The sequence below is a fragment of the Nocardioides epinepheli genome, assembly GCF_037936805.1.
GTDB lineage: Bacteria > Actinomycetota > Actinomycetes > Propionibacteriales > Nocardioidaceae > Nocardioides.
This window is the reverse complement of the sequence record NZ_JBBMMC010000001.1, coordinates 143,145-168,584: the sequence shown is the minus strand read 5'-3', so window position 1 is coordinate 168,584 and position 25,440 is coordinate 143,145. Positions and strand designations below refer to the sequence as shown.

The window sequence follows — 25,440 nt, the reverse complement described above, 5'->3', positions numbered from 1 at the left end:
ACGGCTCAGCCGCCGCCGGCGGGAAGCGCCTCGAGCAGGATGTCGGGGTTGTCGCGCGCGGTGACGTCGGCGCGCCACTTGTCCACGAAGATCGCCATGTGGGTGCCGTCGGCGCGTTGGAGCACCTCGACGCCGCGCATGCCCGCGAGCGCGTCGGCCCCGGCGGCGTCGGTGCGCCGGGCGACCTGGTAGTCGAGCCGGGAGAGCCGGATGGGGGAGTTGAACTCGTTCTCCATCCGCTCCTGCACGACCTCGAACTGCATCGGCCCGACCGCCGCGAGCACCGGGCTCTGGTCGCCGCGCAGGTCAGAGCGCAGCACCTGGACGACGCCCTCCTGGTCCAGCTGGTCGATGCCCTTGCGGAACTGCTTGTAGCGCCCGACGTCGGCGGCGGTCGCGGTCATGAAGTGCTCGGGCGCGAACGACGGCACCGGCGGGTACTCGATCGCGTCGCCCACGTAGACGGTGTCGCCGACGCGCAAGGCCTGGGCGTTGACCAGGCCGATGATGTCGCCGGGCGAGGCCTCCTCGATCGAGGACAGCTCGCGGCCGAACACCGCCTGCGCGTACTTGGTCGCGAACGGCCGGCCGGTGGCCGCGTGGGTGACCACCATGCCGCGCTCGAAGGTGCCGGAGACGACGCGCGCGTAAGCGAGGCGGTCGCGGTGCGCGGCGTTCATCCCCGACTGCACCTTGAAGACGAAGGCACTGAACTCGTCGTCCGGCTCGCGCACGGACCCGTCGACGCCCTCGGTCGCGTGCGGCGCCGGGGCGAGGTCCAGCAGCAGGTCGAGGAGCTGCGCCACACCGAAGTTGAGCAGCGCCGAGGCGAACATCACCGGCGTCGTCCGGCCGGCGAGGAACTCGGCCTGGTCGTGGTCGGCGCCGTCGGCCTCGAGCAGCTCGTGCTCCTCGACGGCGTCGGACCACACGTCGGCCTCGGCGGCGCCCACCTCCTCGGCCGCCATCCGCCGTTCCGGCGCGCGGGTCGCGCCCCCGGCCGTGCGGGTGTACTGCACGAACTCGCCGGTACGCCGGTCGAGCACGCCGCGGAAGTCGCCGGCCTCGCCGACCGGCCAGGTGAGGGGAGTGGGGCGCAGCTTGATCTGCTGCTCGATGAGGTCCATCAGCTCCAGCGCCGACAGCCCCGGACGGTCCCACTTGTTGATGACGGTGATCACCGGGATGCCCCGCAGCGCGCAGACCTTGAACAGCTTGAGCGTCTGCGGCTCGAGCCCCTTGCCGGCGTCGACGAGCATGACGGCGGAGTCGACCGCCGAGAGCACGCGGTAGGTGTCCTCGGAGAAGTCGCTGTGGCCGGGGGTGTCGACCAGGTTGATCACGTGGTCGCGGTAGGTGAACTGGAGGGCCGCGGAGGTGATGGAGATCCCGCGCGCCTTCTCCATCTCCATCCAGTCCGACACCGTCGCGCGGCGTCCGCCCTTGCCGTGCACGGCGCCGGCCTCGGTGATCACCCGCGCATGCAGAGCGAGCGCCTCGGTGAGGGTGGACTTTCCGGCGTCGGGGTGGCTGATCACCGCGAAGGTACGGCGGGGACGGCTGTCTGACACTCGGCGAAACCTACCTGCTGTGTGTGCGGGAATCGTGATCGGCGTCGAGGCGTTAGGACGACATGACGATCAATGGGACCCCCATCCAGACCGCCGGCGACCTGGCCGTGCCGGCGGTGGTCTTCCCCGGGCAGCGGGCCGTCGAGTCGGCCCACCGGGTCGCCTACGACCTGCTGTCGCGGCGCGCGCCGCGTGAGGCGCTCGACGTCCTCGCGCCGGCGCTGGAGGAGGAGCCCGACAACCGGGGCCTGCGCGTGCTGCGGGCCTGGGCCTACTTCATGCGCGCCCAGCTCGGACCGGCCGAGCGCGAGCTGACCGCCCTCGTCGAGGACGACCCGACCGACGTCTGGGTCCGGCACGCCCTCGGCCGCACCCTGGAGCGGCAGTCCCGCCTGGCGGAAGCGCTTCCGCATCTGCGCCTCGCCCATGCCATGAGCGGCGACCTCGACCACGAGCTCGACGTCCTCCGGGTCGAGCGGCTGCTGCTCGCCTGACCCCTCCGAGCCGCCGCAGTTACTGCGGACTTTTGCGATAGTCCCGGCCGTTCGGGTTGCTTTCGACGTCGACTTACGACCCAAACGGCCGGGACTATCCCGAACGACATATCGCCATCGGCGCCCGGGCTCGGCCTCGGGAGATGGCTCAGGAGGCTTCGGCGGCGGGCGTCTCGGGTCCGACGACGACCACCTCGGCGGCGCGCAGCACACGCTCGCCGATGCGATAGCCCGAGCGCAGGACGACGTCGCAGGTCGGCTCGGTGACGTCGGGCCGGGCGCCCAGGTTCTGGACGGCCTCGTGGAGTGCGGGGTCGAAGACGTCGCCGGGCTCGCCGAAGCGGACCAGCCCCTTGCCCTCCGCGGAGCGCTCCAGCTGGGCCGCGACCATGCGCATGCCCTCGTCGAGCTCGGCGTGCTGGCGGGCGCGGTCGATGCTGTCGAGCGCGTCGATGACCGGCTCCATCGCGGAGTAGAGCGCCTCCTGGGTGAGCCGCTCCTGGTCGCGCTCGGTGCGGCGGCGGTGGTTCTCGTACTCGGCGCGCAGCCGGCGCAGCTCGACGTTGCGCTCGGCGAGCTGGAGTCGGACGGCGGTGAGCTCGGCCGCCGAACGCCGGATCGCGCTCATCTCGTCCTCGGCGGCGGAGTGCCTGGCAGCCTCGGCGGCGGCCTTCTCCGCGGCCGCTGCCGCGGCCTCACGCTCCTGCTCGGCCTCGCGGACGCGCTCGGCCTCGGCGGCTTCCGCGGCCTCGATCGCGGCGGCGGCCTCGGCGGCAGCCTCGGACAGAGCGCTCCAGCCGAGCGAGGGGGTGGGTGCCACGGGGGCATCGACCTGCGCGGCCGCGTCGGACGCATCCGGCCCAACGCCGATCGGAGACTCAGCGGCCGAGTCGGCCGGAGTCTCCGAAGTGGGCGACGGGGTCGCGGTAGCGGGTTCCGCGGAGGCTGGCGCTGCTCCGGCCTCGTCCTCGGGAAGCACGCGTCGTCGACGTCCGCCGGGGCGCGTCACCGACGACGGGGTGTCGAGGTCGGGCTCGGGCTCGGGGTCGAGCAGTCGGGTGACGTCGATCAGCTCGGCGCCCGAGACCTCGACCACGGAGTGGCCAGAACGCGTCGTGGACCCGCCCGCACCCGCGGTCGTTGCAGGAGATTCGGCTTCGTCACCGACGGGGTCGAGCAGGTCGCCGAGGTCGCGATGCGCCCCGGCGTGCCTGCCGCTCATGCCCAGGATCCTCGCAGGAATGCCTCGATCTCAGCCACCTCGGACAGCAGGTCGGCCTGCGGGTCGTCGGAGGGGCCGACGGCCAGCTCGCGTACCTCGAGGCCGACGGCGGTGAGGTGGTCGAGGCTGGAGGTCATGGCGGCCGGGTCGGGCGCGTCGAGGTCGAGCTGGAAGCGGACCTGGTCGATGGCGCTGCGCGCCTTGGCGCTCAGCTCCTCGTCGATCTCGCTGTGGTTGGCGAGGAGCTCGGTCACCACGTGGATGAGCTGCTCGCCGCGGTTGCGGTTCTCGATCTCCTGACGACGACGGCTGTCATCGGCAGCGACTGCCTCGGCCTCGGCGATCATCCGGGAGATCTCCTCGGGGGCGAGGGCCGAGCCGCCTTCGATGCTGGTGGACTGCTCGAGACCGGTGTTCTGGTCGCGGGCCGAGACCTGGAGGATGCCGTCGGCGTCGATGAGGAAGGACACCTCGATCCGCGGGTCGCCGCGACGGGCCGGCGGCAGGCCGGTGAGGGAGAGCGAGCCGAGGGGAGTGTTCTCGATCCAGAACTCGCGCTCGCCCTGGGCGATCTTGACCACGACGGAGTCCTGGTCGTCGATCGAGGTGCTGAACACCTGCGAGGCGCGGGCCGGAATGGTGGTGTTGCGCTTGATCAGGCGGGTCATGATGCCGCCCTGGGTCTCGACGCCGAGGCTGAGCGGGGTGACGTCGAGCAGGAGCACGTTCTCGACCTCGCCCTGGAGGACGCCGGCCTGGAGGGCCGCGCCGAGCGCGACGACCTCGTCGGGGTTGACGCCCTTGTTGGGCTCCTTGCCGCCGAGCATGCCGCGCACCAGGTTCACGATGGCCGGCATGCGGGTGGAGCCGCCGACGAGGACCACGTGGTCGATGTCGTCGATGGCGATGCCAGCGTCGGTCAGCACCGAGGCGAAGGGCTGGCGGCAGCGGGCGACCAGGTCGGCGGTCATCTTCTGGAACTCCGCGCGGGTCAGCCGCTCCTCGAAGTGCAGCGGGCCGGCCGGGCCGTGGCTGAGGTAGGGGAGCAGGATGTGGGTCTCACCGGCTCCGGAGAGCTCGATCTTGGCCTTCTCGGCGGCCTCGCGCAGGCGGGGCATCGCGACCGAGTCCGCCTTGAGGTCGACGCCGTGGGCGTCCTTGAAGCGGTCGACCATCCAGTCGATGACGCGATCGTCCCAGTCGTCACCACCGAGGTGGTTGTCGCCGGACGTCGCCCGGACCTCCACGACGCCCTCTCCGAGATCGAGCAGGGAGACGTCGAGCGTGCCACCACCGAGGTCGAAGACCAGGATGGTCTGCTCCTCCTCCGACCCCAGGCCGTAGGCGAGCGCGGCGGCGGTGGGCTCGTTGACGATGCGGCGCACCGTCAGGCCGGCGATCTTGCCGGCCTCCTTGGTGGCCTGACGCTGGGCGTCGGTGAAGTACGCCGGGACGGTGATGACCGCCTCGGTGACCTCCTCGCCGAGGTAGGCCTCGGCGTCGCGCTTGAGCTTCTGGAGCACGAACGCGCTCACCTGCTGGGCGGTGAAGGTGGCCTCGTCGATCTCGATCTCCCAGGCCGAGCCCATGTGCCGCTTGACCGAGCGCACCGTGCGCTCGTCGTTGGTGACGGCGTGCCGCTTGGCCAGCTCGCCGACCAGCATCTCGCGGGAGGTCTTGAACGACACGACCGACGGCGTGGTGCGCGAGCCCTCGGCGTTGACGATGACAGTGGGCTCGCCACCGTCGAGGACGGCGAGGACCGAGTTCGTCGTGCCGAGATCGATTCCGACTGACCGTGCCATCTCTGGACCTTCTCCTGGAGTATTGCGGGGTTCGCGGGCTGATCCGCGCGCGGTTCGCGGGGTTCGTGGGGGGATTGCGCCGGTCTCGGGCTGAGTACGTGGGGGGCGTTCTCAGGGAGTCCGGCTGGGTGCTGCTGGTCGTGCGGGTGGTGCTGGTCGTGCGGTGCTCGGTGAGCCTGAGCGGATCGGGCCGATCGGGGCGCCGTCACTGATCGCGACGGCGCCCCCCATCACCGGTCCGGAAACCTGTCAGGCTCAGGCCAGCGCGGTGGTCTCGCGCACGACGATCGAGCGGAGCAGCGCGAGGTTGCTGCCGGCCTTGTCGACGGCGACGTAGATGAAGGTGCCGCCGGAGAGCAGCTTGATCAGGTGGAGCTGGTCACCGAGGGTGAGCAGCATGTCCTCGAGGCCCGAGTGGATGTTCAGCACGCGCATGGTGTTGAGCTTGGCCTTGACCATCTCGCTGTTGTAGGCGCTGGCGACGTCGAGGTCGAAGTCGGGGCGGCGGCTGCGGGTGGCGAGGGCCATGCCGGTCTCCATGTCGACGACCGAGGCGCCGATGAAGCCGGTGAGGTTGTCGGCGATGGTCTCGAGGACTGCGTCGTACTTGTCGGGGTTGGTCATCATGTTCACTTCCTGGTGTTCCTGTGGGTGATGGTCTGGCGCCGGTTGCGCCGAACTGTCTGGTGCGGGGGTGCTGGTCTAGCTGGTGTTTCTGGTGTTTCTGGTGCTGCGCTTGGTACTGCGTAGGTGATCGGCACCAAGGGGCTACGAGTTGAGGGCTGACCGTAGGTTTCGGTGCCGGTTCTCGTAGTGGTCTCAGACGCCGGCGGTCGCCGGCAGATCGCCATCGACAGGACGGTCGACGGCGGGCTCGACAGGGCTCGGCTCGCTCTCGTGGCCGCCCTCGACGGCGCTCTCCTGCGGGGTCGCCTCGCCCAGGGCGGCATCGCCGAGCTTGGCCGAGATCGCGTCGGCGGTGCTGCGGGCATGGATCAACAGCACGCCGAGCGAGGCCGCGTCGGCGGTGAGCCACAACAGGAGGGTTCCGGCGGCGTCGCTGGGCACGGTCACGACCACGGTCTGCTGCTGTCCGTGGTGCAGCGTGATGACATCGGGGCCTTCGGCGTCCTGGGCAGCGGCCAGTGCCTGGACGGCGGCGGCTGCGGTCGCGTGCACCGAGCCGGACATCGCACACAGCCGCGCGACCTGGTCGTCGGTCAGTCCGATCGTGTCGAGCGGGCGTCCGTCGAGGGTGGTGATCATGGCCGAGGCCAGGGTGAGGACACGCTCCTTGACCGCCTGCAGGTCGGGCCGCACGATCTGGCCGATGCGATCGGCCCAGACTGCGTGGTCGGCGCTCTCGGCAGGCGACTCGGACACCTCGGCAGGACCGCCGTGGTCGCCGAACTCGATCGAGGAGCCGATGGGGGTCTCCAGGGACGGGTCGCCCACCAGGACGCCGTCCGTGGTCGGGTCGCTCACCGCCGCGTCGGAGGGAGGCGCCGATGTGGGCTCGCTCGGCTCGAGCCGATCGGTCGGCGTCGGGTCGGGCTCGCCGGAGGGCGGAGCAAGATGGCGCGCGATGCGCTCGCCGACGTGCGCCCCGAACGACTCGGGCGGCATCTGGGGGCCGGACTGCTCGTACGCGTTCGGTGCCCCCTCGGGTTCCTCGCCGGGTGCGTACGACGGCGGAGGGGGAAGGAAGGCGTCGGCCGCCACAGGCATCGTGGTCGGCTGCTGCGCGTCACCGGGCTGTCCGGCGTGCGGGTCGGCCGACCGGTCAGCGGTTCCGCCTTCGGGCCCACCGTTCTGCCCGCCGTTGGGCTGGTCATGGTGCCCGGCGTCGCGGGCGTTGCCGGCGGCATTGCGCCGTGAGAAGCGAGCGAAGGCTCCCATGATCGTGCTCCTGAGGATGTAGCTGTCGGGGGAAGAGTGGATTGAGGGGGATCAGTCGGCCACGACGAGAAGCAGGTCGCCGGCCGGACCGCCCCAGCGGCCGACGTGGCCGGCACCGCGGACGACGAGGGTCGAGCCGGGAAGTGTGTCGGCGGTGATCGAGACGCTCACGGATCGCTCGGCGCGACGACGTCCGGTGCCCGCGCAGTCGGCGCAGGGCTCGAGCGGGACGATTCCCGTGGCCGCACACTCGCGGCAGGGCCGCCAGGTGAAGATGTCGTTCTCCATCGTGTGCTGGACGTGCTGGATGTAGCCGGTGCCGGTGCAGCCGGCGCAGTCGGTGGTCGCCTGGGGGCGCGCGCTACCGGCTCCGGCGCAGGTCGCGCACGTGTTCAGAGCCGAGACGGTGACCTCGTGCACCTCGCCGATCAGCGGGGCGTGGTCGTCCCAGTCGAGGGTGACGACGACGTCGCCGCCGCGTCGGATCCGCTGCGCCGGCGCCGGGCGTCCGGCCTGGAACCGGGTCCGCTGAGCGCGCTGGGCGTCGATCTCCGAGCGCTTGGTCGGGTCGGCGAGCAGGCGGTAGGCGTCGGAGAGCTTGGCGAAGTGAAGCTGACCAGCCGGGTCGGGGTTCACGTCCGGGTGGACCAAGCGGGCCCGCGCGCGGTAGGCGCTGCGCAGCTCGCGCTCGTCGACGGTCTCGTCGACGCCCAGGATCTCATAGGCATCCACGGTCATTGGCACTCCTGTGGTTCGGAACGGACATGGCGGGCAGTGCCGCCGGCTGCGGAGGTGAGTGCTGGACGAGCCGGGATCGAGTGAACTCGTCCCAGGCGTCGCTCAGCACCCACCCGCGAGCTGCATCAGACGACGATCTGCTTCTCCAGCTGGGTGAGCTGGTGGCGAGCCATCGCCAGGTTGGCCTTGCCCTTGGCGAGCACGAGGTAGAGGAACAGGCCCTCGCTCGACTGCAGCAGGCGGATGAGGTGGAAGCCCTGACCGAGGGTGATCAGGATGTCCTCGATGTGGTCGTCGAGGTTGAGCGACTCCATCGTGCGGATCTTGGAGCGGACGACGTCGGTGTTGCCCGCGGCGGCCAGGTCCAGGTCGAGCGTGGCGGTGTCGCCGGCGGTGCCCAGCGCCATGCCGCTGTTGTAGTCGACCAGCGCGACGGCGATGGCGCCGTCGATCGTCATGGCTTCCTTGAGGATGACGTTGATGTTGGACATGTTCGGTGTCACTTTCGGTTGTGGATGCGGGGTCGTCCGCGTCCGGGGTGGTGGTGGATTCCGAGATTCGCTGGTCCGTCGAGCCCTCACGCCGCGGTGACGATGAGCTGATGCACGAGCTGCTCGTGCTCGGAGAGAAGCTCGGTCTCCGTGGTGCTCGGGTCGTCGACGGGGTGGTCGAGGATGGCGAAGTTCGTGATCTGCTGGCCGCCGGGTGCCCACACGTTGGCGGCCTGCACGCAGGCGGCGATGTAGCCGTGGGTCTCGGCGGCAGCGGCGAGCTCGGCGAAGGTGTCTCCGCCGACCAGGTAGGTCTCGGCCCAGCGACGCAGGGACTCCTCGCCGAGACCGACCAGGGCGACCGGGCCGGTCGCCCCTCCGTCGATGACGACGAACCTGCTGGCCGGTGCGCAGAGCCGGATGAAGCCGCGCTCCATCTCGCTGCTGCCGGGAACCGCCACCGCCCGGCTCGGGTCCGGGGGAAGCAGCTCGGCGTCGAGCACGGTGGGCTCCTCGGCGACCTCGACGGTGTCCTCGGGAGCGGGTGTCTCGGCGACGTGCTCGGCGACGTCGTCGGCACCGTGGTCGGCGTCGTCGTCGATGTCCGTCTCGGCCGCGGCCTCCTCGGCCGGGGCCTCGGGCTGGGCGGGCGTGGACTGCGGGATCGCGGTGCCGATCACCCGGACGATGCGCCCGAGGTTGTCCTCGGTCGCCTCGAGGCCCAGGGAGCGCCAGACCGGGCCCAGCGAGGAGACGGCGACGTCGGCGTTGACGTCGATCGCGGCGACGGCCGGGCCCTTGACGTGCAGGTCGCCCTTGTCGTCGACGCGGAGGGCCGTGTAGGGGAGGGGCTCGCCGATCCGTTCGGGCTCGTCGGAGTCCATGGCGATCGCGCACACGCCACCGCCGACGGCGCTGCTCAGGGTGACCGCGAAGCCGTCCCGGCCGGCGATGAGGCGGGCCGGGCGAGTGTCGACGGGGCCTTCGGTGAGGCAGACCCGCAGTCCGGGCTCCTCGGCGAGCGAGGCGGCGGCGTCGTCGAGGAGGGCGGCGTCGATGACGAGAGCGGTGGCCTTGACGGCGACCGCGAGTGCGTCGAGGGCGGGCCCTGCGGCGAGGGAGTCTGCCGAGACCGTGACGGCGGCGCAGCCACTGTCGAGGTGGGCGGCCAGCACGGTGCGGGTGAGCATCGTGGGCGCCGGCGCGAACAGGACGACGTCGTCCGGCCCGAGGTGGCCCAGCGCGACCAGCGCCGAGCCCTGGTAGGTCTGCGAGCCGTGGTGCAGCACCCTGGTGGAGCCGTCCTCGGCGAGGACGATGACCGCGGGGGAGGCGGCGTCCAGGGTCGCGGAACGACCCGCCACCAGCTCGGCGTCCTCGGTGAGGGCGCCGGCGCCGGCCAGGGTGAGGGAGTGCCACTCCGGCGAGCCGAGCTCGACGACCCGGGTGTCGGATCCGGTGGCGAGCGAACGCAGGCGCGCGGCGCTCGGGGCGTCGGCGAGGGCGACGCGCGGGGCATGGTCGGCCCACACCTTGGCCAGGACGTCGTCGGAGGTGTCGGTGGGGATGCTCAGTGCGACGGCGGCCGCGCACTGGACGCCGAGCTCGGCGATCTGGGCGTCGGCTCCGGGCTCGGTCATCACCGCGACGACGTCGCCGAGGCGGACGTCCCAGCGGGTGAGGCCGGCGGCGACCTCGTGGGAGAGGCGCGCCAGGTCGGACCAGGAGAGGGTGCGCAGTCCGGTCGGGCCGTCGATGCGCCACGCGATGGCCTCGCCCTGGCGCTCGGCCGCGGCACGCAGTGCCTCGGGGATGGTGACCGGGCGCTGGAGAATGCGCGCGCCGTCGTATCCCGAACTCACCTTCGGTTCCCCGTCCATGACATGCCGGGCCCGGGTGGCCTGGCAGATGCTCAGTTCTTCGGCCCGGGTGCGTCCGGGCTTGAGGGGGAGGTTGAAATCGATCCGAGTGGCGTACGTGACTCCTGCGCACCCGAGGCGGGTCCCCGCCGACCCGTCCGCTATGGCTGACGGGTCACCGCGCAATCCTCGCCGACCCGTCCGCTATAGCTGACGGGTCAGCGCGAGATGGGTGGGTCAGCCGAGGTCGTCGTCGCCGAGCCCGCGCGCGGCGAGAGCGTCGCCGGTGAGGTGGGCGTGGCCGACCACGCGGATCACGAACGGCGTCAGGTAGGCGCGCGGGTGGCGTTCGAGGCCGCGGGCGCGGGCGGCGTCGCGGGTCTCTCGCGCCAGGTCGACGGTGCCGGGGAGCGCCCGGATCGCCAGCGAGACGGCGAGGGCGATGCGCTCGGTGCGCACACCGAGACGACGCAGCGGGCGCAGGGCCCACAAGACCGCGTCGAGGAGCGCCGAGATCGGAGTGGTCACGGTCAGGGTGAGTGCGAAGAGGGCGAGCGCCAGGAGGTCGAGGAGGGTCTCGATCGCCTTCGCGCCGCCGTACCACCACCACTGCAGCGCCGCCGCGACCAGAGCGACCACCAGCACGATCCGCAGGGATCGCGCGGCCAGCCGCAGCGGGACCCTCGCGACGAGGGCCAGGGTCAGCGCCGTCGCCGCGGCGAGCACCACGGGGATCGGCCCACGCAGCGCGATGGTCGCGATGCTGAGCGCCATCAGACCGACGAGCTTCAACCCGGCCGGCAGCCGGTGGAGGACGCTCCGGCCCGGCTGGTAGGTGCCGACGGTGACGCTACCGCTCATCGGGCGCCTCTCCCGCGACCGACGAGACGTAGTGATCCACCGCGGCCCCGGCGTCGCCGTCGAAGACGACGCGAGCCTGGTCGATCACCAGTGCCCGGTCGCAGCGCCGCGCCAGGGAGAGGTCGTGGGTGACCAGGACCAGTTGCTGCTCGAGCGAGAACAGCAGGTCGCCCACCCGCCGGGTGTGGGCGAGGTCGAGCAGGGTGGTGGGCTCGTCGGCCACCAGCACCGCGGGCCGGACGGCGAGTACCCCGGCGAGCGCGAGCAGCTGTTTCTGGCCGCCCGAGAGCGTGTGCACGCTGAGGTCGGCGTGGTCGCGCAGCCCGTGCGCGTCCAGGACGTCGAGTGCCCGCGCCCGGCGTGACTTCGCGTCCTTCTCGTGGCGGCGCAGCGAGAGCTCGATGTCCTCGACGCAGGTCGGCATCACCAGCTGTGCGGCCGGGTCGGTGAAGCAGAATCCCACCGCCCGACGGGCCTTGGCGGGCTGGCCGGCGACGTCGATGCCGTCGACATGGACCGACCCGCTGGTAGGCACGACCAGCGCGTTCAGCAGCCGGGCGAGGGTGGACTTGCCCGAGCCGTTGGGTCCGATAACCGCGATCCGGCGCTCGGGCAGGGACAGCGTGGTGGGGTGCAGCAGCACGCGCTCGCCGGCCGGAGTGGCGACCGAGACCGTGGCCTCGCGCAGCTCGATCAGCGCCATGCCGGCGCGACCCGGGTCCGGGGAGTCACCGGCGGTCGAGCAGGCGGGGGAACGCCCGGTGCACCTCGGAGGCCACCAACGCCACGATGGTCGTCTTGAGCAGGTCGCCGGCCCAGTAGAGCGCATCGATCTTCAAGGCCTCGGCGAAGGTGAGGTCGAGGTTGATCATCAGTCCGGCGATCCCGAAGGGGTGCACGATCAGGATGCTTGCGGTGATCGCGCACAAGAACACCACCAGCGCCCGGGTACGCGCGGCCTTCGCGACGTAGGCCACCAAGAAGCCCGCCAGCAGTGCCGCGAAGGGGAAGGAGATCAGGTAGCCGGCCGAGGGCTGGGCGAAGACGCCGGGGCCCGAGGAGTGTTCGGCGAAGACCGGAAGCCCGATCACGCCGAGGAGCAGGTACAGCAGCACGGCGGCGGTCCCGCGCACCGGGCCCAGCAGGCAGGCGGCGAGTGCGACGCCGAGCGTCTGCAGGGTGATCGGGACGCCGGCGCCACCCACCGGGATTGCTCCCGCGTAGGTGAGTGCGGAGATCAGCGCGGCGAAGGAGGCCACCAGGGCGAGGTCGGTCGGGGTGAAGCCCCGCCGGCGATGCTCGACCGTGGCCTCGGCGGAGGCGGTGGGGTGCGGGGTCATCGTGGGTCTCGCATTCTCGACTCTGGCCCGGCGGGCGAGTACTGGTGCAGGGCTGAACCTATCCTCGTCGCCCCGACGCCGGACGTCCGCTCCGACTGCTGGGCACCTGTCGAGCACCTGCGTCGAGCCGGTCCCGCGCATCCGGACCGACCCGGAATGGGTACCCCGGTGACAGGGCGCGCTAGAATGACGCCACTGCGCCGGCCACTACCGGCGTCGGCCGTCTCCACGGCGTACTGAATCGCATCGGCGATCCTCCCGATCGACCACGCGACGCTTCAGCGCGGTGCCCCCGACCCGCGTGAGCTCGCTGCTCGCCGGGTCTCGTCACACCCGTCATGACTGACTTACCTGCCTGAATACCAAGGCACGACCGCCTGCGGTCGTGCGGCTTGCGAAGGGGGACTTCCTTGGCTCGAGGAGGCCAGCGCTACCACGGCAACTCCCGTGCGCGCCGCCGCGGACGCGAACTCGACAACGAGGGGATCATCCCGATCCTCGCCCGCGCGGTGCGCGAGGTGGAGGGCGCGGCCCAGCGGGGCAAGGTGAAGCCGACCAGCCGCACCAAGTTCCAGGTCGTCGCCCAGCTCGCCCGCGAGGAGCGTGCTCGGGTCAAGCTCGACCCGGACATCAACGAGGCCCAGCGCGCCGAGCAGCTCAAGCGACTCGACGGCATCGGCACGATCCTCGCCAAGACCACCGCCCGCGACACCTCGCTGCTCGCGCTGCTCGCCGAGGACGCCGTCCTCTCCGACGCCGGCCGCGACCTCAAGCGCGACATGCTGGCCGCCGGCGGCGTCGAGGTGCCCGAGGAGGAGGAGATCGTCGTCGAGGCGGTGGCGACGCCGACGCCGGAGTCCGAGCGCCAGGTCATCCCACCGTCGGTGATGTCGAGCCAGATGGCCCACCCCTTCCTCGTGCCCGACTTCAGCGGAGTGGCCCGCCCGCCGCGCGCGCGACGCCTGGCCGGCTGGGAGCTCATCGAGCCGCTGCTGGAGTCCTTCGAGCGGGCCGCCGGCGGGGCGACGTCGTGCCTGGCGCTGCCGGAGGGCGACGAGTTCTCGTTCAAGGCGCCGGCCGGCCTCGAGCTCATGCACCACCAGGCCCAGGTCGTCGAGGCGGCTGCGATGGGGCACCGCACCTTCCTGCTCGCCGACGAGCCCGGTCTCGGCAAGACCGCTCAGGCCCTGCTGGCCGCGCAGGCCGCCGACGCCTATCCGCTGCTGGTGGTCGTGCCCAGCGTGGTGAAGACCAACTGGGCCCGCGAGGCCGGGCTGTGGACGCCGCACCGCACCACCACCGTGGTCAACGGCAACGGCGCCGACGTCGACGGCTTCGCCGACATCGTGATCGTCAACTACGAGATCCTCGATCGCCACGCCGGATGGATGAGCAACCACGGCTTCCGCGGGATGGTCGTCGACGAGGCCCACTTCATCAAGAACAAGTCCTCCCAGCGCTCCCAGCACGTGCTCAACATCGCCGAGCGGATCCGGGCCCGCGCCGGCCGCCCGCTGATGACCGCGCTCACCGGCACCCCGCTGATCAACGACATCGACGACTTCCGCGCGATCTGGCAGTTCCTCGGCTGGATCGACGACAAGAAGCCGCTCGCCGATCTGATGGACCGCCTCGAGGACACCGGCCTCACCCCGATCGACCCGAGCTTCTACCCGGCCGCCCGCTCGGCCGTCATCGACCTGGGGATCGTGCGCCGCCGCAAGGTCGACGTCGCCTCCGACATCCCGGCCCGCCGGATCGCCGACCTGCCGGTCGAGCTCGAGGGCGAGGTCGGCCGCTCCATCCGCGCCGCCGAGCGCGAGCTGGCCCGCCGCCTGGTCGAGCGCTACGACACCGCGCTGGCCACCCGTCGTTCGGGGGTCCTGGTCGAGGGCATCGACCACGAGCTGGTGCGCCGGGTCGCCACGTGGGAGCGCGAGGACACCACCTCTTCGGGCAGCAAGGACGGCGAGAACGTCTTCACGATGATGCGCCGCATCGGTCAGGCGAAGGCGGGACTGGCCGCCGACTACGCCGCGCAGCTGGCCCGCAACGTCGGCAAGGTCGTCTTCTTCGCCAAGCACGTCGACGTGATGGACGCCGCCGAGGAGCTGTTCGCCAAGCGCGGTCTCGGCTACGCCTCGGTGCGGGGCGACCAGACGCCCAAGGTGCGCCAGCAGAACATCGACGCCTTCGTCAACGACCCCGACGTCGCGGTCGCGGTCTGCTCGCTCACCGCGGCCGGCGTCGGCCTGAACCTCCAGGTCGCCTCGAACGTCGTCCTGGCCGAGCTGTCGTGGACCGACGCCGAGCAGACCCAGGCGATCGACCGGGTGCACCGGATCGGTCAGGACCAGCCGGTCACCGCGTGGCGGGTCATCGCCGCCCAGACGGTCGACACGAAGGTGGCCGAGCTCATCGACAGCAAGGCGGGTCTTGCCGCCCGGGCGCTCGACGGGTCCGACGAGGAGGTCGACTCCTCCGCCGACATCCAGACCGAGGCACTGGTCGCGCTGCTCACCGAGGCGCTCGAGAAGCGCGGCGAGTGATTGCCTAGGGAAGCACTGATCAGCGGTTCCCTAAAGCAGCCCTGACGACGACACGAACCGCTCCACGGTGATCCGCAGCGCCACCCGGCTCGGGTTCGGTGTCGGCGGGCGGTAGCGCTCGGCGTACCGCTCGCATGCGCGTGCCACCGACGCCGGATCGTGGACGACGACGGCGCTGCCCTCCAGCGTCGACCACCGCCCGCCGTCGACCTGACAGGCCGCCACCGGCGCCCCGCCCGACCCCGCGGCCAGCAGGTTGCGCACCTTGCGCGACCCGCTGCGGGTGATCACCCACGCACAACGTTGCTCGACGTCGAGAGCGACCCCCACCGGGACGACGTGCGGTCGCCCGTCGGGGCGCAGCGTCGTCAGCGTGTCGAGGTGCCGCTCGGTCCAGAACTCGAGGAGTCGTGGGGGGAAGTCGTCCCAGCCGGGTATCCACGCGGTCATGCTCCGACCGTAACGGGCGCCACCTCCGGACGGGGTGACCGACCTCGCCAGCGCCGGAGGTTGAGCAAGCGAGCGTCAGCGAGCGCTGACGAGCCCCCGGCCACCGTCGCTGCCAACGTTGGCGAGGCACCACGAGGTTTCGTCGGCGCCGACGAGTTCGTTCCTCACTCGTCGGCTTGCTCAACCTCCGAGGCCAGCCCCCTGCCGGAGGTTGAGCAAGCGAGCGACAGCGAGCGCTCGTTGATTGATCGAACCCCGGCGACCGTGCCTGCCAGCGTTTCCGAGGTCGGGTGGGAGGTTTCGTCGGCGCCGGTCGGGCTCGTTCCTCGCCCTCTCGGCTTGCTCAACCTCCGAGGCCAGCCCCTGCCGGAGGTTGAGCGAGCGAGCGTCAGCGAGCGCTGACGAAACCCCGGCGACCGCGCCTGACAGCGTTTCCGAGGTCGGTTGCGAGGTTTCGTCGGCGCCGGTCGGGCTCGTTCCTCGCCCTCCCGGCTTGCTCAACCTCCGAGGCCAGCCCCCCGCCGGAGGTTGAGCAAGCGAGCGCCAGCGAGCGCTGACGAAACCCCGGCAACCGTGCCTGCCAAGGTTCCCGAGCGCGGGTCCGCTAGATCCAGCGGCTGAACCACATCCGATTCAGCCAGGCGTCGCGGGTGAGCACCTCGTAGGACAGGATCGGGTAGAAGTAGGCGAAGTTGAGCAGGACCAGCACCACGAAGGATCCGGCGACGACCACGCCGAGGGTGCGTCTGCCCGACGGCGCCCGCGAGTGCCCGATCAGCTTGCCGAGCACCAGGGTGATCGCGAGCACCATGAACGGCAGGCAGGCGATGGCGTAGAAGAAGAAGATGGGTCGGTCGTCGTACATCAGCCAGGGCAGCCACGTCGACAGCGTGCCGGTGAGTGCGACGCCGTAGCGCCAGTCACGGTTGCCCACCCACAGCACCGCGGCCGCGATCAGCGCCAGGCAGCCGCCCCACCACAGGATCGGGGTGCCGATCAGGAGCACCTGGCGGTAGCAGGTGTCGCCGGCCGCGGCCTTACAGCCCTGCTCGCCCGGTTGCACCTCGAGGTCGGTGGCGACCCCGACCGTGCGGTTGATCAGGAGCCAGCCCGAGGGCTGCGACTGGTAGGTGTGACTGCTGCAGTTCAGGTAGTGGGTGTGGAAGGTGTAGACGTCCTGGTGGTAGTACCAGAGTGAGCGCAGGGACTGCACGACGCCGCCGAGCCCGTCGGGACGTGGCTCGCCGTCGGTCGGCGCCGTGGGCCAGGTGGCCTTGTCGTCGCTCTTGTTGTTGGTCTGGAGCTCGCCCTTGTCGTCCTTGACGCACGGGCCCTCGGAGACGAATCCGGTGTACGTCGTCGACGACAGCGACTCCTCGTACTTGTCGGCGTGGACCAGCCAGCCCGTCCACGACGCGACGTAGACGACGAAGGCCACCAGCACCAGCTGCAAGAACGCCGGGACGCCGTCGACGAGCATCGCGCGCACCCGGGCCTGGCGCAGGCCGAAGGATCGCCTGGCCCCGCCGCTCCAGATCCAGACCAGGAGCCCGAACGCCGCCAGCGGGTAGGCCGCGGTCCACTTGGTGCCGATCGCCAGCCCGAAGCAGACTCCTCCCACCAGGAGCCAGGGCCGGAACAGCAGTCCGCGCACGGGCCCCCAGCGGGCTCTGGTGAGCGGCTCGTCGCCGACGAGCCGGGCGAGCTTGGCCCGGTGCCAGTCGCGGTCGTTGACCACGCACGCGACGCCGCACAGCAGGAACAACGCCAAGAAGATGTCGAGCAGGGCGATCCGGGAGAGCACGAAGTGCAGGCCGTCGAAGGCCAACAGGAGGCCGGCCACGCAGCCGAGCAGCGTGGATCCGGTGAGCCGCCGGGCGAGGCGGCACATCACCAGCACCATGAGCGAGCCGGCGACGGCCGCGGAGATCCGCCAGCCCACGGGGTCCATCCCGAAGGCCTTCTCGCCGAGGGCGATCATCCACTTGCCGACCTCGGGGTGCACCTCCATCGAGGGCCGGTCGGTCCAGATGTTGGTGGTGCGGCCATCCAGGATGATGTCGTCGATCGACTTGTTGCCGATCTGCGACTGGTACTCGCGCACGTAGCCGTTGTTGAGCAGCGCCCACGCGTCCTTGGCGTAGTAAGTCTCGTCGAACGCGAAGCGATGCGGCGAGCCGAGGCGCCAGACGCGCATGCCGAAGGCGAGCAGGGCGACCGCCAGCGCGGCGCCCCACGCATAGAGCCGGTGCTCGAAGCGTGCCTCGGCCCGCGCGAGCCGCCCGCGGGCCCGCTCCCACGCCGAGGGGACGGTGGGCCCCCCGCCGTCCCGCGGCGGGTCCTCGGCAGCAGGCTCCGAGGGCGGGTGCAGCAGGGTCACGTCGCGGAACTCTACGTCGCGCCCGCACGCGGGCTCCACGAACGCGCGGCGGCCCTGCGATGATCGTGCGGTGACCCAAGCGGAGCCCGGCGTGCTCGTCCTGGCCGCGACCCCGATCGGCCGGGTCGGCGATGCGCCGCCGCGGCTGGCCGAGGAGCTGGCCGACGCCGACGTGATCGCCGCCGAGGACACCCGGCGTCTCAAGCGGCTCACCACCGAGCTCGGCGTGACCCCCTCGGGCCGGATCGTCTCCTACTTCGAGGGCAACGAGGAGCGGCGCACCCCCGCGTTGGTCGACTCGCTCCTCGACGGGGAGCGGGTGCTGCTGGTCACCGACGCCGGCATGCCCAGCGTGTCCGACCCCGGCTACCGCCTCGTCGCGGCCGCGGTCGAGGCCGGCGTCCACGTGACGGCGGTGCCCGGCCCGAGCGCGGTCCTCACCGCGCTGGCGGTCAGCGGCCTGCCCGTCGACCGCTTCTGCTTCGAGGGCTTCTTGCCGCGCAAGGCGGGGGAGCGGTCCCGCCGCCTCGCCGGCTTGGCCAAGGAGCAGCGCACCATGGTGTTCTTCGAGGCGCCGCACCGGACGGAGGCCGCGCTCGCGGCCATGGCCGAGGCGTGGGGTGCCGACCGCGCCGCCGCGGTGTGCCGCGAGCTCACCAAGACCCATGAGGAGGTCCGCCGCGGACCGCTCGGGGAGCTGGCCGAGTGGGCCGCCGACGGCGTCCGCGGCGAGGTGACGATCGTCGTCGAGGGCGCGGCCGAGGCGCCGGCCATCTCCCACGACGAGGCCGACCTGCTGGCCGCGGTCGCCGCGCGAGAGGATCGCGGCATGCCGCGGAAGGAAGCGATCGCGGAGGTGGCCCGGCTGGCCGGGCTTCCCAAGCGCGAGGTCTATCAGCTGGTGCACGCCAGATGAGCGCCCGCCTGACCGACTACCGCCACGACGGGCTGCGTTTCGACGTGCTGGACGAGGGTCCGCTCGACGGCGATGCCATCGTGCTCCTGCACGGCTTCCCCGAGCGGGCGTCGTGCTGGCGTCGGGTGGCTCCGCTGCTGCACGCGGCCGGCTACCGCACCCTGGCTCCCGACCAGCGCGGCTACTCGCCCGGCGCTCGTCCGCGGCGACGGCGCGACTACACCGTCGCGCGGATCGCCGGCGACGTCGCGGCGCTGATCGAGCGGGCCGAGGTCGGCTCGGCCCACGTCGTCGGGCACGACTGGGGCGCGGTCGCGGCCTGGGCCACCGCGACCCTGCGCCCCGACCTGACCCGCACCCTCACCTCGGTCTCGGTGCCGCACCCGCAGGCCTTCGTGCGGTCCCTGACGCGCTCCACCCAGGCGCTGCACTCCTGGTACATGCTCGGATTCCAGCTGCCGTGGCTGCCGGAGCGTCTGGCCGCGAAGCCGGGTGGGGAGTTCGATCGGTCCCTGGCGCGCAGCGGCATGTCGCCTGACGAGGTCGCGCGGTTCCGTACCGAGATCGTCGAGTACGGCGCCCTGCCCGGCGCCATCGGCTGGTACCGCGCGCTGCCGTTCTCCGACCGGCACCTGCTCGACGCGCCGGTCCGCGTGCCGACCACGATGGTGTGGAGCACCGAGGATCCCTTCGTCACCCGCGCGGCCGTCGAGCTCACCCCACGGCACGTCGTCGCGCCGTACGAGCTCGTGGTGCTCGACGCCGTCAACCACTGGATCCCCACGCAGGCGCCGGAGGCGCTGGCCGAGTCGATCCTCGAGCGAGCGGTGAGCCGGTGAGCGGGCCGACCCGATCCCGCGCGGCGACCGAGGAGGTCAGCGGAGCGAAACGCGATCGAGCACGCCCGCCGGCGCCCGAACCGCTGCCGCACCCGGTCGTCGACAACCACTGTCATCTCGACATCGCCGACGGCGACTGGCTCGACACCGAGTCCGCGATCGCGGCCGCCGCCGAGGTCGGCGTCGCCCGGATCGTGCAGATCGGCTGCGACCTACCCGGTGCCCGCTGGGCGGTGGAGGCCGCGGCGAGCCATGACGCGCTCGTCGCCGGCGTCGCCCTGCATCCCAACGAGGCGCCGCGGCTGGCCGCGGCCGGACGGCTGGAGGAGGCGCTGGCCGAGATCGAGGAGCTCGCCGGCGCTCATCCGAAGGTGCGCGCGGTGGGGGAGACCGGCCTGGACCACTTCCGCACCGGCGAGGAGGGCCGTGCCGCGCAGGTGGAGTCGTTCCGCCGGCACATCGACCTGGCGAAGCGGCTCGACAAGACCCTGGTCATCCACGACCGCGATGCCCATGACGAGGTCCTGCGGATCATCGACGAGGAGGGCGCTCCGCAGCGTTGGGTGATGCACTGCTTCTCCGGCGACGCCGAGTTCGCTCGCCGGTGCCTGGACCGCGGGGCCTACCTCTCCTTCGCGGGTACGGTGACGTTCAAGAACGCCGACGGGTTGCGCGAGGCGCTCGCGATCGCGCCGACCGACCGGATCCTCGTCGAGACCGACGCGCCCTATCTCACGCCTACGCCGTTCCGGGGCCGGCCCAACGCCTCCTACCTGGTGCCGCTCACCGTCCGCGCGATGGCCGAGGTCCGCGGCGTGGAGGTCGAGGAGCTGTGCCGCGCCATCGACTCCAGTACCTCGGTGGCGTTCGGCGGCATCTGGTAGCCGCGGACCGCGTGGCCCCTGGGGCTCATGTGACTGGTGTGACCCCGGGAGGCGTGATCCACGCCACCAAGTTGGGCGTTCTTTTGATTTCTCGACCGGATCAATGCTGTTCTGGACGGCGTTGGCCGGGATCGGGATGAGCTCGTCCGGCGCTGGCGGACCCAGATCGAGGCGCACCTCGACAGGGCTCCGACACCCCACGACAGGCCCCCGATCGGGGCCGTGCCGTGCCGGTGGCGCCGCAACCCGAGGCCCGGGGAGTACGAAGTTCGGAGCACGATGCCGCCCCACGAGGATCCCCAGCAGGTCCCCCACGAAGCCACCTCCCTCGCTGCCACCCCCGAGCCGGCTCGTGCCGGCCTCTTCGGACGGCTGATCCGCAGCAAGGCGGCCCTGGCGGCATTCGCCGCGATCGTCCTGGTCGCCGTCGCCGGCACCACCGTCGGCTACACCGCCATGCGCAAGACGGTCACCGTCTCGGTCGACGGCGAGCAGCGTGAGGTCACCGCGATGGGCGGCACCGTCGGCGACGTCCTGGAGTCCGAGGGCATCGAGGTCGGCCAGCACGACCTGGTCGCTCCCGCGCTCGACACCGACGTCGAGGACGGCACCCTGATCAACGTGCGGTACGGGCGCGAGCTCGAGCTGACCGTCGACGGCGTCTCCACCACCCACTGGGTCACCTCGACCGATGTCGCCTCCGCGCTCGGCGAGATCGGCACCCCGTTCCAGAACTCCCGTCTCTCCGCCAGCCGCGGCCTCGAGATCGGCCGCGGTGGCGCCGAGCTCGACGTCGTCACGCCCAAGACGCTCACCTTCGCCCTGCGCGGAGGGAAGCCGGTGACCCGCACCGTCACCGCGCTGACCGTCGCCGAGGCCCTGCGCGGCGTCGACGTCAAGCTCGATCGCCACGACCAGACCCGCCCGGCCCGCACCGCCTCGATCAAGGACGGCGACAAGATCGTCTTCACCGACATCCGCGTCGCCCGCAAGAGCGTCAAGGGCGAGGAGATCGACTACGAGACCGTCCGCCGCGACGACGACACCCTCACCCAGGGCGAGACCGAGGTCGAGACCGAGGGTCGCGCCGGCGCGCGCAACGCCGTGTACCGGGTCGTCTTCCGCAACGGCGAGATCGTGAAGCGCAAGCTCGTCTCGGCCAAGGTCACCCGCAAGCCGGTCGACGCCGTCGTCCGCGTCGGCACCGCCGAGCCCGAGCCCGAGCCGGAGCCGTCGAGCGCGCCCAACTACGCCGGCGGCAGCACGGTGTGGGACAAGCTCGCGCAGTGCGAGTCGGGCGGCAACTGGGCCATCAACACCGGCAACGGCTACTACGGCGGACTCCAGTTCAGCCTGCCCACCTGGCAGGCCTACGGCGGCAGCGGCCTGCCGAGCAACAACTCGCGCGAGGCGCAGATCGCGATCGCCGAGAAGGTGCGGGCCGCCACCGGCGGCTACGGCTCCTGGCCCGGCTGCGCGGCCAAGCTCGGACTGCCCACCTGACCGGCAGCCTCCCGCGCGCAGATAGCCTGCACGCCATGACATCCGCCGCCCCGCGCCTGCTCGGGGCGGCGGATGTACGTCGGCTCGCCGATCAGCTCGACCTGCGGCCCACCAAGCAGCGTGGCCAGAACTTCGTCATCGACGCCAACACCGTGCGGCGGATCGTGCGCGAGTCGGGCATCACCGCCGGCGACGTCGTCCTCGAGGTCGGCCCGGGCCTAGGCTCGCTCACCCTCGCGCTGCTCGAGGTCGCGCACCGGGTGGTCGCCATCGAGGTCGACGACCGGCTCGCCGGGGCACTCGAGGCGACCATCGCCGAGTTCGCTCCCGAGCAGGCCGCGGCCTTCGAGCTCGTGCACGACGACGCGCTGCGGGTCGCGGCGATCCCCGGGCCGGCGCCGACCGCCCTGGTCGCGAACCTGCCCTACAACGTCTCGGTGCCGGTCCTGCTGCACCTGCTGGCCCTGCTGCCGAGCCTGGAGCGCGGCCTGGTGATGGTGCAGGCCGAGGTGGCCGACCGGCTCGCCGCGCGTCCCGGCTCGAAGACATACGGCGTCCCGTCGGTCAAGGCCGCCTGGTACGCCGACGTGCGCCGCGCCGGCGCGATCGGCCGCAACGTGTTCTGGCCGGCCCCCAACGTCGACTCCGGACTCGTGGCGTGGACCCGCCGCGAGCCGCCGGCCACCACCGCCACCCGCGAGGAGGTGTTCGCCGTCGTCGACGCCGCCTTCGCACACCGCCGCAAGGCGCTGCGGGGGGCGCTGCGCTCACTCGCCGACGCCGCCACGGTCGACCGGGCCCTCGCCGCGGCCGGCATCGACCCGCTCGCGCGGGGCGAGTCGCTGGGCATCGAACAGTTCGCCGCACTCGCCGAGGGCCTGCGATGAACCGGTTCGCCGCACCGGTCACCGTGCGCGCCGCCGCCAAGATCAATCTCCACCTCGGGGTCGGCGCGCCGCGCGAGGACGGCTTCCACCCGCTCACCACCGTCTACCAGGCCGTCGGGCTGTGCGACGACGTCACCGCGCATCCCGACGCCGACCTCACCGTCTCGGTGACCACGACCGACTGGGTCGACGCCGCCGCCATCCCGGTCGACGGCGCCAACCTCGCCCACCGCGCCGCCGTGCTCCTCGGGCGGCACCACGACCGCGACCTCACCGGTCGCCTCGAGGTGGAGAAGGCGATCCCGGTGGCCGGCGGTCTCGCGGGCGGTTCCGCGGACGCGGCCGCGGCCTTGGTGGCGCTGGACCGACTGCACGACCTCGGCACCTCCGACGACGCCCTCCTGGCCCTGGCCGCCGAGCTGGGCAGCGACGTCCCGTTCGCGCTCCTGGGCGGCACCGCCCTCGGCGTCGGCCGGGGCGAGCTGGTCGAGCCGGTCGCCGACGTCGGCACGTGGTGGTGGGTGATCGTGCCCAGCCGGGTCGGGCTGTCCACGCCGGAGGTCTACCGTCACTTCGACCGGATGTTCCCCAATGCCTCGCCCGAGCCGCCGGACGCCGACCAGCTGCTGTCGGCCCTGCTCACCGGCCAGCCGGTGAGCCTGGCGCGCACCCTGCACAACGACCTTCAGGAGCCCGCCATCGACCTGCGGCCCGAGCTCGGCGACCTGATCGACCTCGGCGAGGCCGAGGGGGCGCTGCGCGGCATGGTGTCGGGCTCCGGGCCGAGCGTGGTGTTCCTGTGCGAGTCCGCCGACCACGCGCGCGACCTCGCCGGCGCGCTCATGCGCACCGGGCAGGACGTCGTCCTGGTCGCCAATGGCGCCGTCGCCGGCGCACACGTGGTGCCAAGCCATGTCTAACCTCCTCAACCTCGAGGGCGTCTCCAAGTCCTACGGCGTCCGTCCGCTCCTCAGCGAGGTGTCGCTCGGGATCGGCGCGGGGGAGCGGGTCGGCATCGTGGGCCGCAACGGCGACGGCAAGACCACCCTGCTCGAGGTGATGACCGGTCTGGAGGAGCCCGACACCGGCCGCGTCTCCCGCTCCCGGGGCCTGCTGGTGGGCTACCTGCACCAGGGCGACGAGCTCGTCGACTCCCACACCGTGCGCGAGGCCGTGCTCGGCGGCCGCTCCGACCACGAGTGGGCCGCCGACGCCACCTTGCGCGGCATCGTGACCGAGCTGCTCGCCGGCGTCGAGCTCGACCGGTCGGTGGCGGGCCTCTCCGGTGGGGAGCGACGTCGCTGCGCCCTGGCCGCGCTGCTGCTCGGCGACCACGAGCTGATCGTGCTCGACGAGCCGACCAACCACCTCGACGTCGAGGCGGTCGCCTGGCTGGCCGACCACCTCAAGCGCCGGTCCTCGGCGCTGGTCGTGGTGACCCACGACCGCTGGTTCCTCGACGAGGTGTGCCAGTACACGTGGGAGGTCCACGACGGCGCGGTCGACGTCTACGAGGGCGGCTACGCGGCGTTCGTGCTCGCCAAGGCCGAGCGCTCCCGGCAGGCCGCGGCGTCCGAGGTGCGCCGGCAGAACCTGGTGCGCAAGGAGCTGGCCTGGCTGCGCCGCGGGGCGCCGGCGCGCACCTCGAAGCCGAAGTTCCGCATCGACGCCGCCAACCTGCTCATCGAGGACGTCCCGCCGCCGCGCGACCGGCTCGAGCTCCAGCGCTTCGCGACCCAGCGGCTCGGCAAGGACGTCGTCGACGTCGAGGACGTCGACCTGTTCCGCGGCGAGCGGCAACTGCTGTCCCAGGCCACGTGGCGGCTCGGGCCCGGCGACCGGGTCGGCATCGTCGGCGTCAACGGTGCCGGCAAGACCTCGGTGCTCTCCCTGCTCTCCGGCGGCCTCACCCCCAGTGCCGGGCGGGTGCGGCTGGGCCGCACGGTCGCCCTGCAGCACCTCACCCAGGACGTGACTCCCGAGGACCCCGAGGCGCGCGTGCTGGAGACGATCGAGGGTCAGCGGCGGGTCACCCGCACCGCCGACGGCGAGATCACCGCGACCTCGCTGCTGGAACGCTTCGGCTTCACCGGCGACCGGCTCACCGCCCGCCTCGGCGACCTGTCCGGGGGCGAGCGGCGGCGCTTCCAGCTGCTGCGGCTGCTGCTCGCCGAGCCCAACGTGCTGCTCCTCGACGAGCCCACCAACGACCTCGACATCGAGACCCTCACCGTCCTGGAGGACTTCCTCGACGGCTGGCCCGGCACCCTCGTCGTCGTCTCCCACGACCGCTACTTCCTCGAGCGGGTCACCGACTCGGTGTGGGCGCTCCTCGGGGACGGCCGGCTCTCGATGCTGCCGCGTGGGGTGGATGAGTACCTCGAACGCCGGGCGCGGCAGGGTGCCGAGCCGGCCGCGTCGTCTGCGCCGGCCGCCGTCGCGTCGGCTGCCCCGTCGGCGGCAGAAGCGTCGCCTGCGCAGGCGAAGGCCAAGCCCGGGTCGGCCGACGAACGCGCCGCCCGCAAGACCCTGGCCCGCCTCGACAAGCAGCTCGAGCGCCTTGCCACCCGCGAGGCCGAGCTCACCGACGCCCTCACCGCCGCGTCGTCCGCGTCGAGTCCCGACCACGAAGCCCTCACCGACCTCTCCACCCAGCTCCAAGCCGTGCTGGCCGAGAAGGACGAGGTCGAGATGGAGTGGCTGGAGGCCGCCGAGCTCCTCGAGTGATCAGCCCCACCGACCCCAGGAGCCC

General features: G+C 72.0%; 22 protein-coding genes. 9 read left to right on the top strand and 13 right to left on the bottom strand.

The features are described from left to right. Positions 1–5 precede the first annotated feature (5 nt). Positions 6–1,571: a peptide chain release factor 3 gene (locus tag WMR31_RS00780; RefSeq protein ID WP_340536860.1), complete on the bottom strand. Its 1,566-nt coding sequence runs from the start codon at positions 1,569–1,571 to the stop codon at positions 6–8. 62 nt (positions 1,572–1,633) lie between these two features. On the opposite strand from WMR31_RS00780, the gene WMR31_RS00775 reads away from it, so the two are divergent. Next, positions 1,634–2,065 carry a tetratricopeptide repeat protein gene (locus WMR31_RS00775; RefSeq protein WP_340536859.1) on the top strand — a complete coding sequence of 144 codons (432 nt, stop codon included), beginning with the start codon at positions 1,634–1,636 and terminating at the stop codon, positions 2,063–2,065. A 148-nt stretch (positions 2,066–2,213) separates the two neighbouring features. Here WMR31_RS00775 and WMR31_RS00770 read toward each other — a convergent pair whose 3' ends face one another. The 10 genes from WMR31_RS00770 to WMR31_RS00725 all read right to left on the bottom strand — a co-directional run bounded on the left by WMR31_RS00770 (position 2,214) and on the right by WMR31_RS00725 (position 12,280). Next, positions 2,214–3,287 (bottom strand): nucleotide exchange factor GrpE, encoded by a 1,074-nt coding sequence (locus tag WMR31_RS00770; protein WP_340536858.1) that lies wholly within the window; start codon positions 3,285–3,287, stop codon positions 2,214–2,216. Further along, positions 3,284–5,092 carry a molecular chaperone DnaK gene (gene dnaK, locus WMR31_RS00765; protein WP_340536857.1) on the bottom strand — a complete coding sequence of 603 codons (1,809 nt, stop codon included), beginning with the start codon at positions 5,090–5,092 and terminating at the stop codon, positions 3,284–3,286. Before dnaK ends, WMR31_RS00770 begins: the two co-directional genes overlap by 4 nt. Positions 5,093–5,347: 255 nt before the next feature. Next, on the bottom strand, positions 5,348–5,719 hold the full coding sequence (locus WMR31_RS00760; RefSeq protein WP_340536856.1) for a hypothetical protein: 372 nt from the start codon (positions 5,717–5,719) through the stop codon (positions 5,348–5,350). Between the two features lie 192 nt (positions 5,720–5,911). Further along, complete coding sequence (locus WMR31_RS00755) at positions 5,912–6,991, bottom strand: hypothetical protein (RefSeq protein ID WP_340536855.1); 1,080 nt, start codon at positions 6,989–6,991, stop codon at positions 5,912–5,914. A 51-nt stretch (positions 6,992–7,042) separates the two neighbouring features. Next, a complete protein-coding gene (locus tag WMR31_RS00750; RefSeq protein ID WP_340536854.1) occupies positions 7,043–7,729 on the bottom strand; it encodes a DnaJ domain-containing protein in 687 nt (228 codons plus the stop codon). A 125-nt stretch (positions 7,730–7,854) separates the two neighbouring features. Next, on the bottom strand, positions 7,855–8,220 hold the full coding sequence (locus tag WMR31_RS00745; RefSeq protein ID WP_340536853.1) for a hypothetical protein: 366 nt from the start codon (positions 8,218–8,220) through the stop codon (positions 7,855–7,857). Positions 8,221–8,306: 86 nt separating this feature from the next. Further along, positions 8,307–10,082, bottom strand: a complete 1,776-nt coding sequence (locus tag WMR31_RS00740; protein WP_340536852.1) for an AMP-binding protein — start codon at positions 10,080–10,082, stop codon at positions 8,307–8,309. A 234-nt stretch (positions 10,083–10,316) separates the two neighbouring features. After that, entirely contained in the window at positions 10,317–10,940 is a 624-nt protein-coding gene (locus WMR31_RS00735; protein WP_340536851.1) for a CbiQ family ECF transporter T component, read from the bottom strand. Continuing rightward, entirely contained in the window at positions 10,930–11,643 is a 714-nt protein-coding gene (locus WMR31_RS00730; protein ID WP_340536850.1) for an energy-coupling factor ABC transporter ATP-binding protein, read from the bottom strand. Before WMR31_RS00730 ends, WMR31_RS00735 begins: the two co-directional genes overlap by 11 nt. Positions 11,644–11,668: 25 nt before the next feature. Next, the gene (locus WMR31_RS00725; RefSeq protein WP_340536849.1) at positions 11,669–12,280 is read right to left on the bottom strand and encodes a biotin transporter BioY; all 612 of its coding nucleotides are present in this window, start codon (positions 12,278–12,280) and stop codon (positions 11,669–11,671) included. 410 nt (positions 12,281–12,690) lie between these two features. Between WMR31_RS00725 and WMR31_RS00720 the strand changes: the two genes are divergently transcribed. Next, positions 12,691–14,829, top strand: coding sequence for a DEAD/DEAH box helicase (locus WMR31_RS00720; protein ID WP_340536848.1), 2,139 nt, complete (start codon positions 12,691–12,693; stop codon positions 14,827–14,829). Positions 14,830–14,859: 30 nt separating this feature from the next. On the opposite strand, the gene WMR31_RS00715 is transcribed toward WMR31_RS00720, so the two are convergent. Together WMR31_RS00715 and WMR31_RS00710 are read right to left on the bottom strand one after the other, a co-directional pair. Beyond that, a complete protein-coding gene (locus tag WMR31_RS00715) occupies positions 14,860–15,279 on the bottom strand; it encodes a pyridoxamine 5'-phosphate oxidase family protein (RefSeq protein WP_340536847.1) in 420 nt (139 codons plus the stop codon). 604 nt (positions 15,280–15,883) lie between these two features. Then, entirely contained in the window at positions 15,884–17,659 is a 1,776-nt protein-coding gene (locus tag WMR31_RS00710) for a dolichyl-phosphate-mannose--protein mannosyltransferase (RefSeq protein ID WP_340536846.1), read from the bottom strand. Between the two features lie 70 nt (positions 17,660–17,729). On the opposite strand from WMR31_RS00710, the gene rsmI reads away from it, so the two are divergent. The 7 genes from rsmI (at position 17,730) to WMR31_RS00675 (ending at position 25,415) form a co-directional block, all read left to right on the top strand. After that, positions 17,730–18,575: a 16S rRNA (cytidine(1402)-2'-O)-methyltransferase gene (gene rsmI / locus WMR31_RS00705; protein WP_340536845.1), complete on the top strand. Its 846-nt coding sequence runs from the start codon at positions 17,730–17,732 to the stop codon at positions 18,573–18,575. Further along, on the top strand, positions 18,572–19,414 hold the full coding sequence (locus tag WMR31_RS00700) for an alpha/beta fold hydrolase (RefSeq protein ID WP_340536844.1): 843 nt from the start codon (positions 18,572–18,574) through the stop codon (positions 19,412–19,414). The genes rsmI and WMR31_RS00700 overlap by 4 nt, the downstream gene beginning before the upstream one ends. Then, complete coding sequence (locus WMR31_RS00695; RefSeq protein ID WP_340536843.1) at positions 19,411–20,298, top strand: TatD family hydrolase; 888 nt, start codon at positions 19,411–19,413, stop codon at positions 20,296–20,298. The genes WMR31_RS00700 and WMR31_RS00695 overlap by 4 nt, the downstream gene beginning before the upstream one ends. Before the next feature lie 279 nt (positions 20,299–20,577). Beyond that, positions 20,578–21,801, top strand: a complete 1,224-nt coding sequence (locus tag WMR31_RS00690) for a resuscitation-promoting factor (protein WP_340536842.1) — start codon at positions 20,578–20,580, stop codon at positions 21,799–21,801. 35 nt (positions 21,802–21,836) lie between these two features. Continuing rightward, entirely contained in the window at positions 21,837–22,688 is an 852-nt protein-coding gene (rsmA, locus tag WMR31_RS00685) for a 16S rRNA (adenine(1518)-N(6)/adenine(1519)-N(6))-dimethyltransferase RsmA (protein WP_340536841.1), read from the top strand. Continuing rightward, a complete protein-coding gene (locus WMR31_RS00680) occupies positions 22,685–23,608 on the top strand; it encodes a 4-(cytidine 5'-diphospho)-2-C-methyl-D-erythritol kinase (protein WP_340536840.1) in 924 nt (307 codons plus the stop codon). Before rsmA ends, WMR31_RS00680 begins: the two co-directional genes overlap by 4 nt. Then, positions 23,601–25,415 carry an ABC-F family ATP-binding cassette domain-containing protein gene (locus tag WMR31_RS00675; RefSeq protein ID WP_340536839.1) on the top strand — a complete coding sequence of 605 codons (1,815 nt, stop codon included), beginning with the start codon at positions 23,601–23,603 and terminating at the stop codon, positions 25,413–25,415. Before WMR31_RS00680 ends, WMR31_RS00675 begins: the two co-directional genes overlap by 8 nt. The last annotated feature ends 25 nt before the right edge of the window (positions 25,416–25,440 follow it).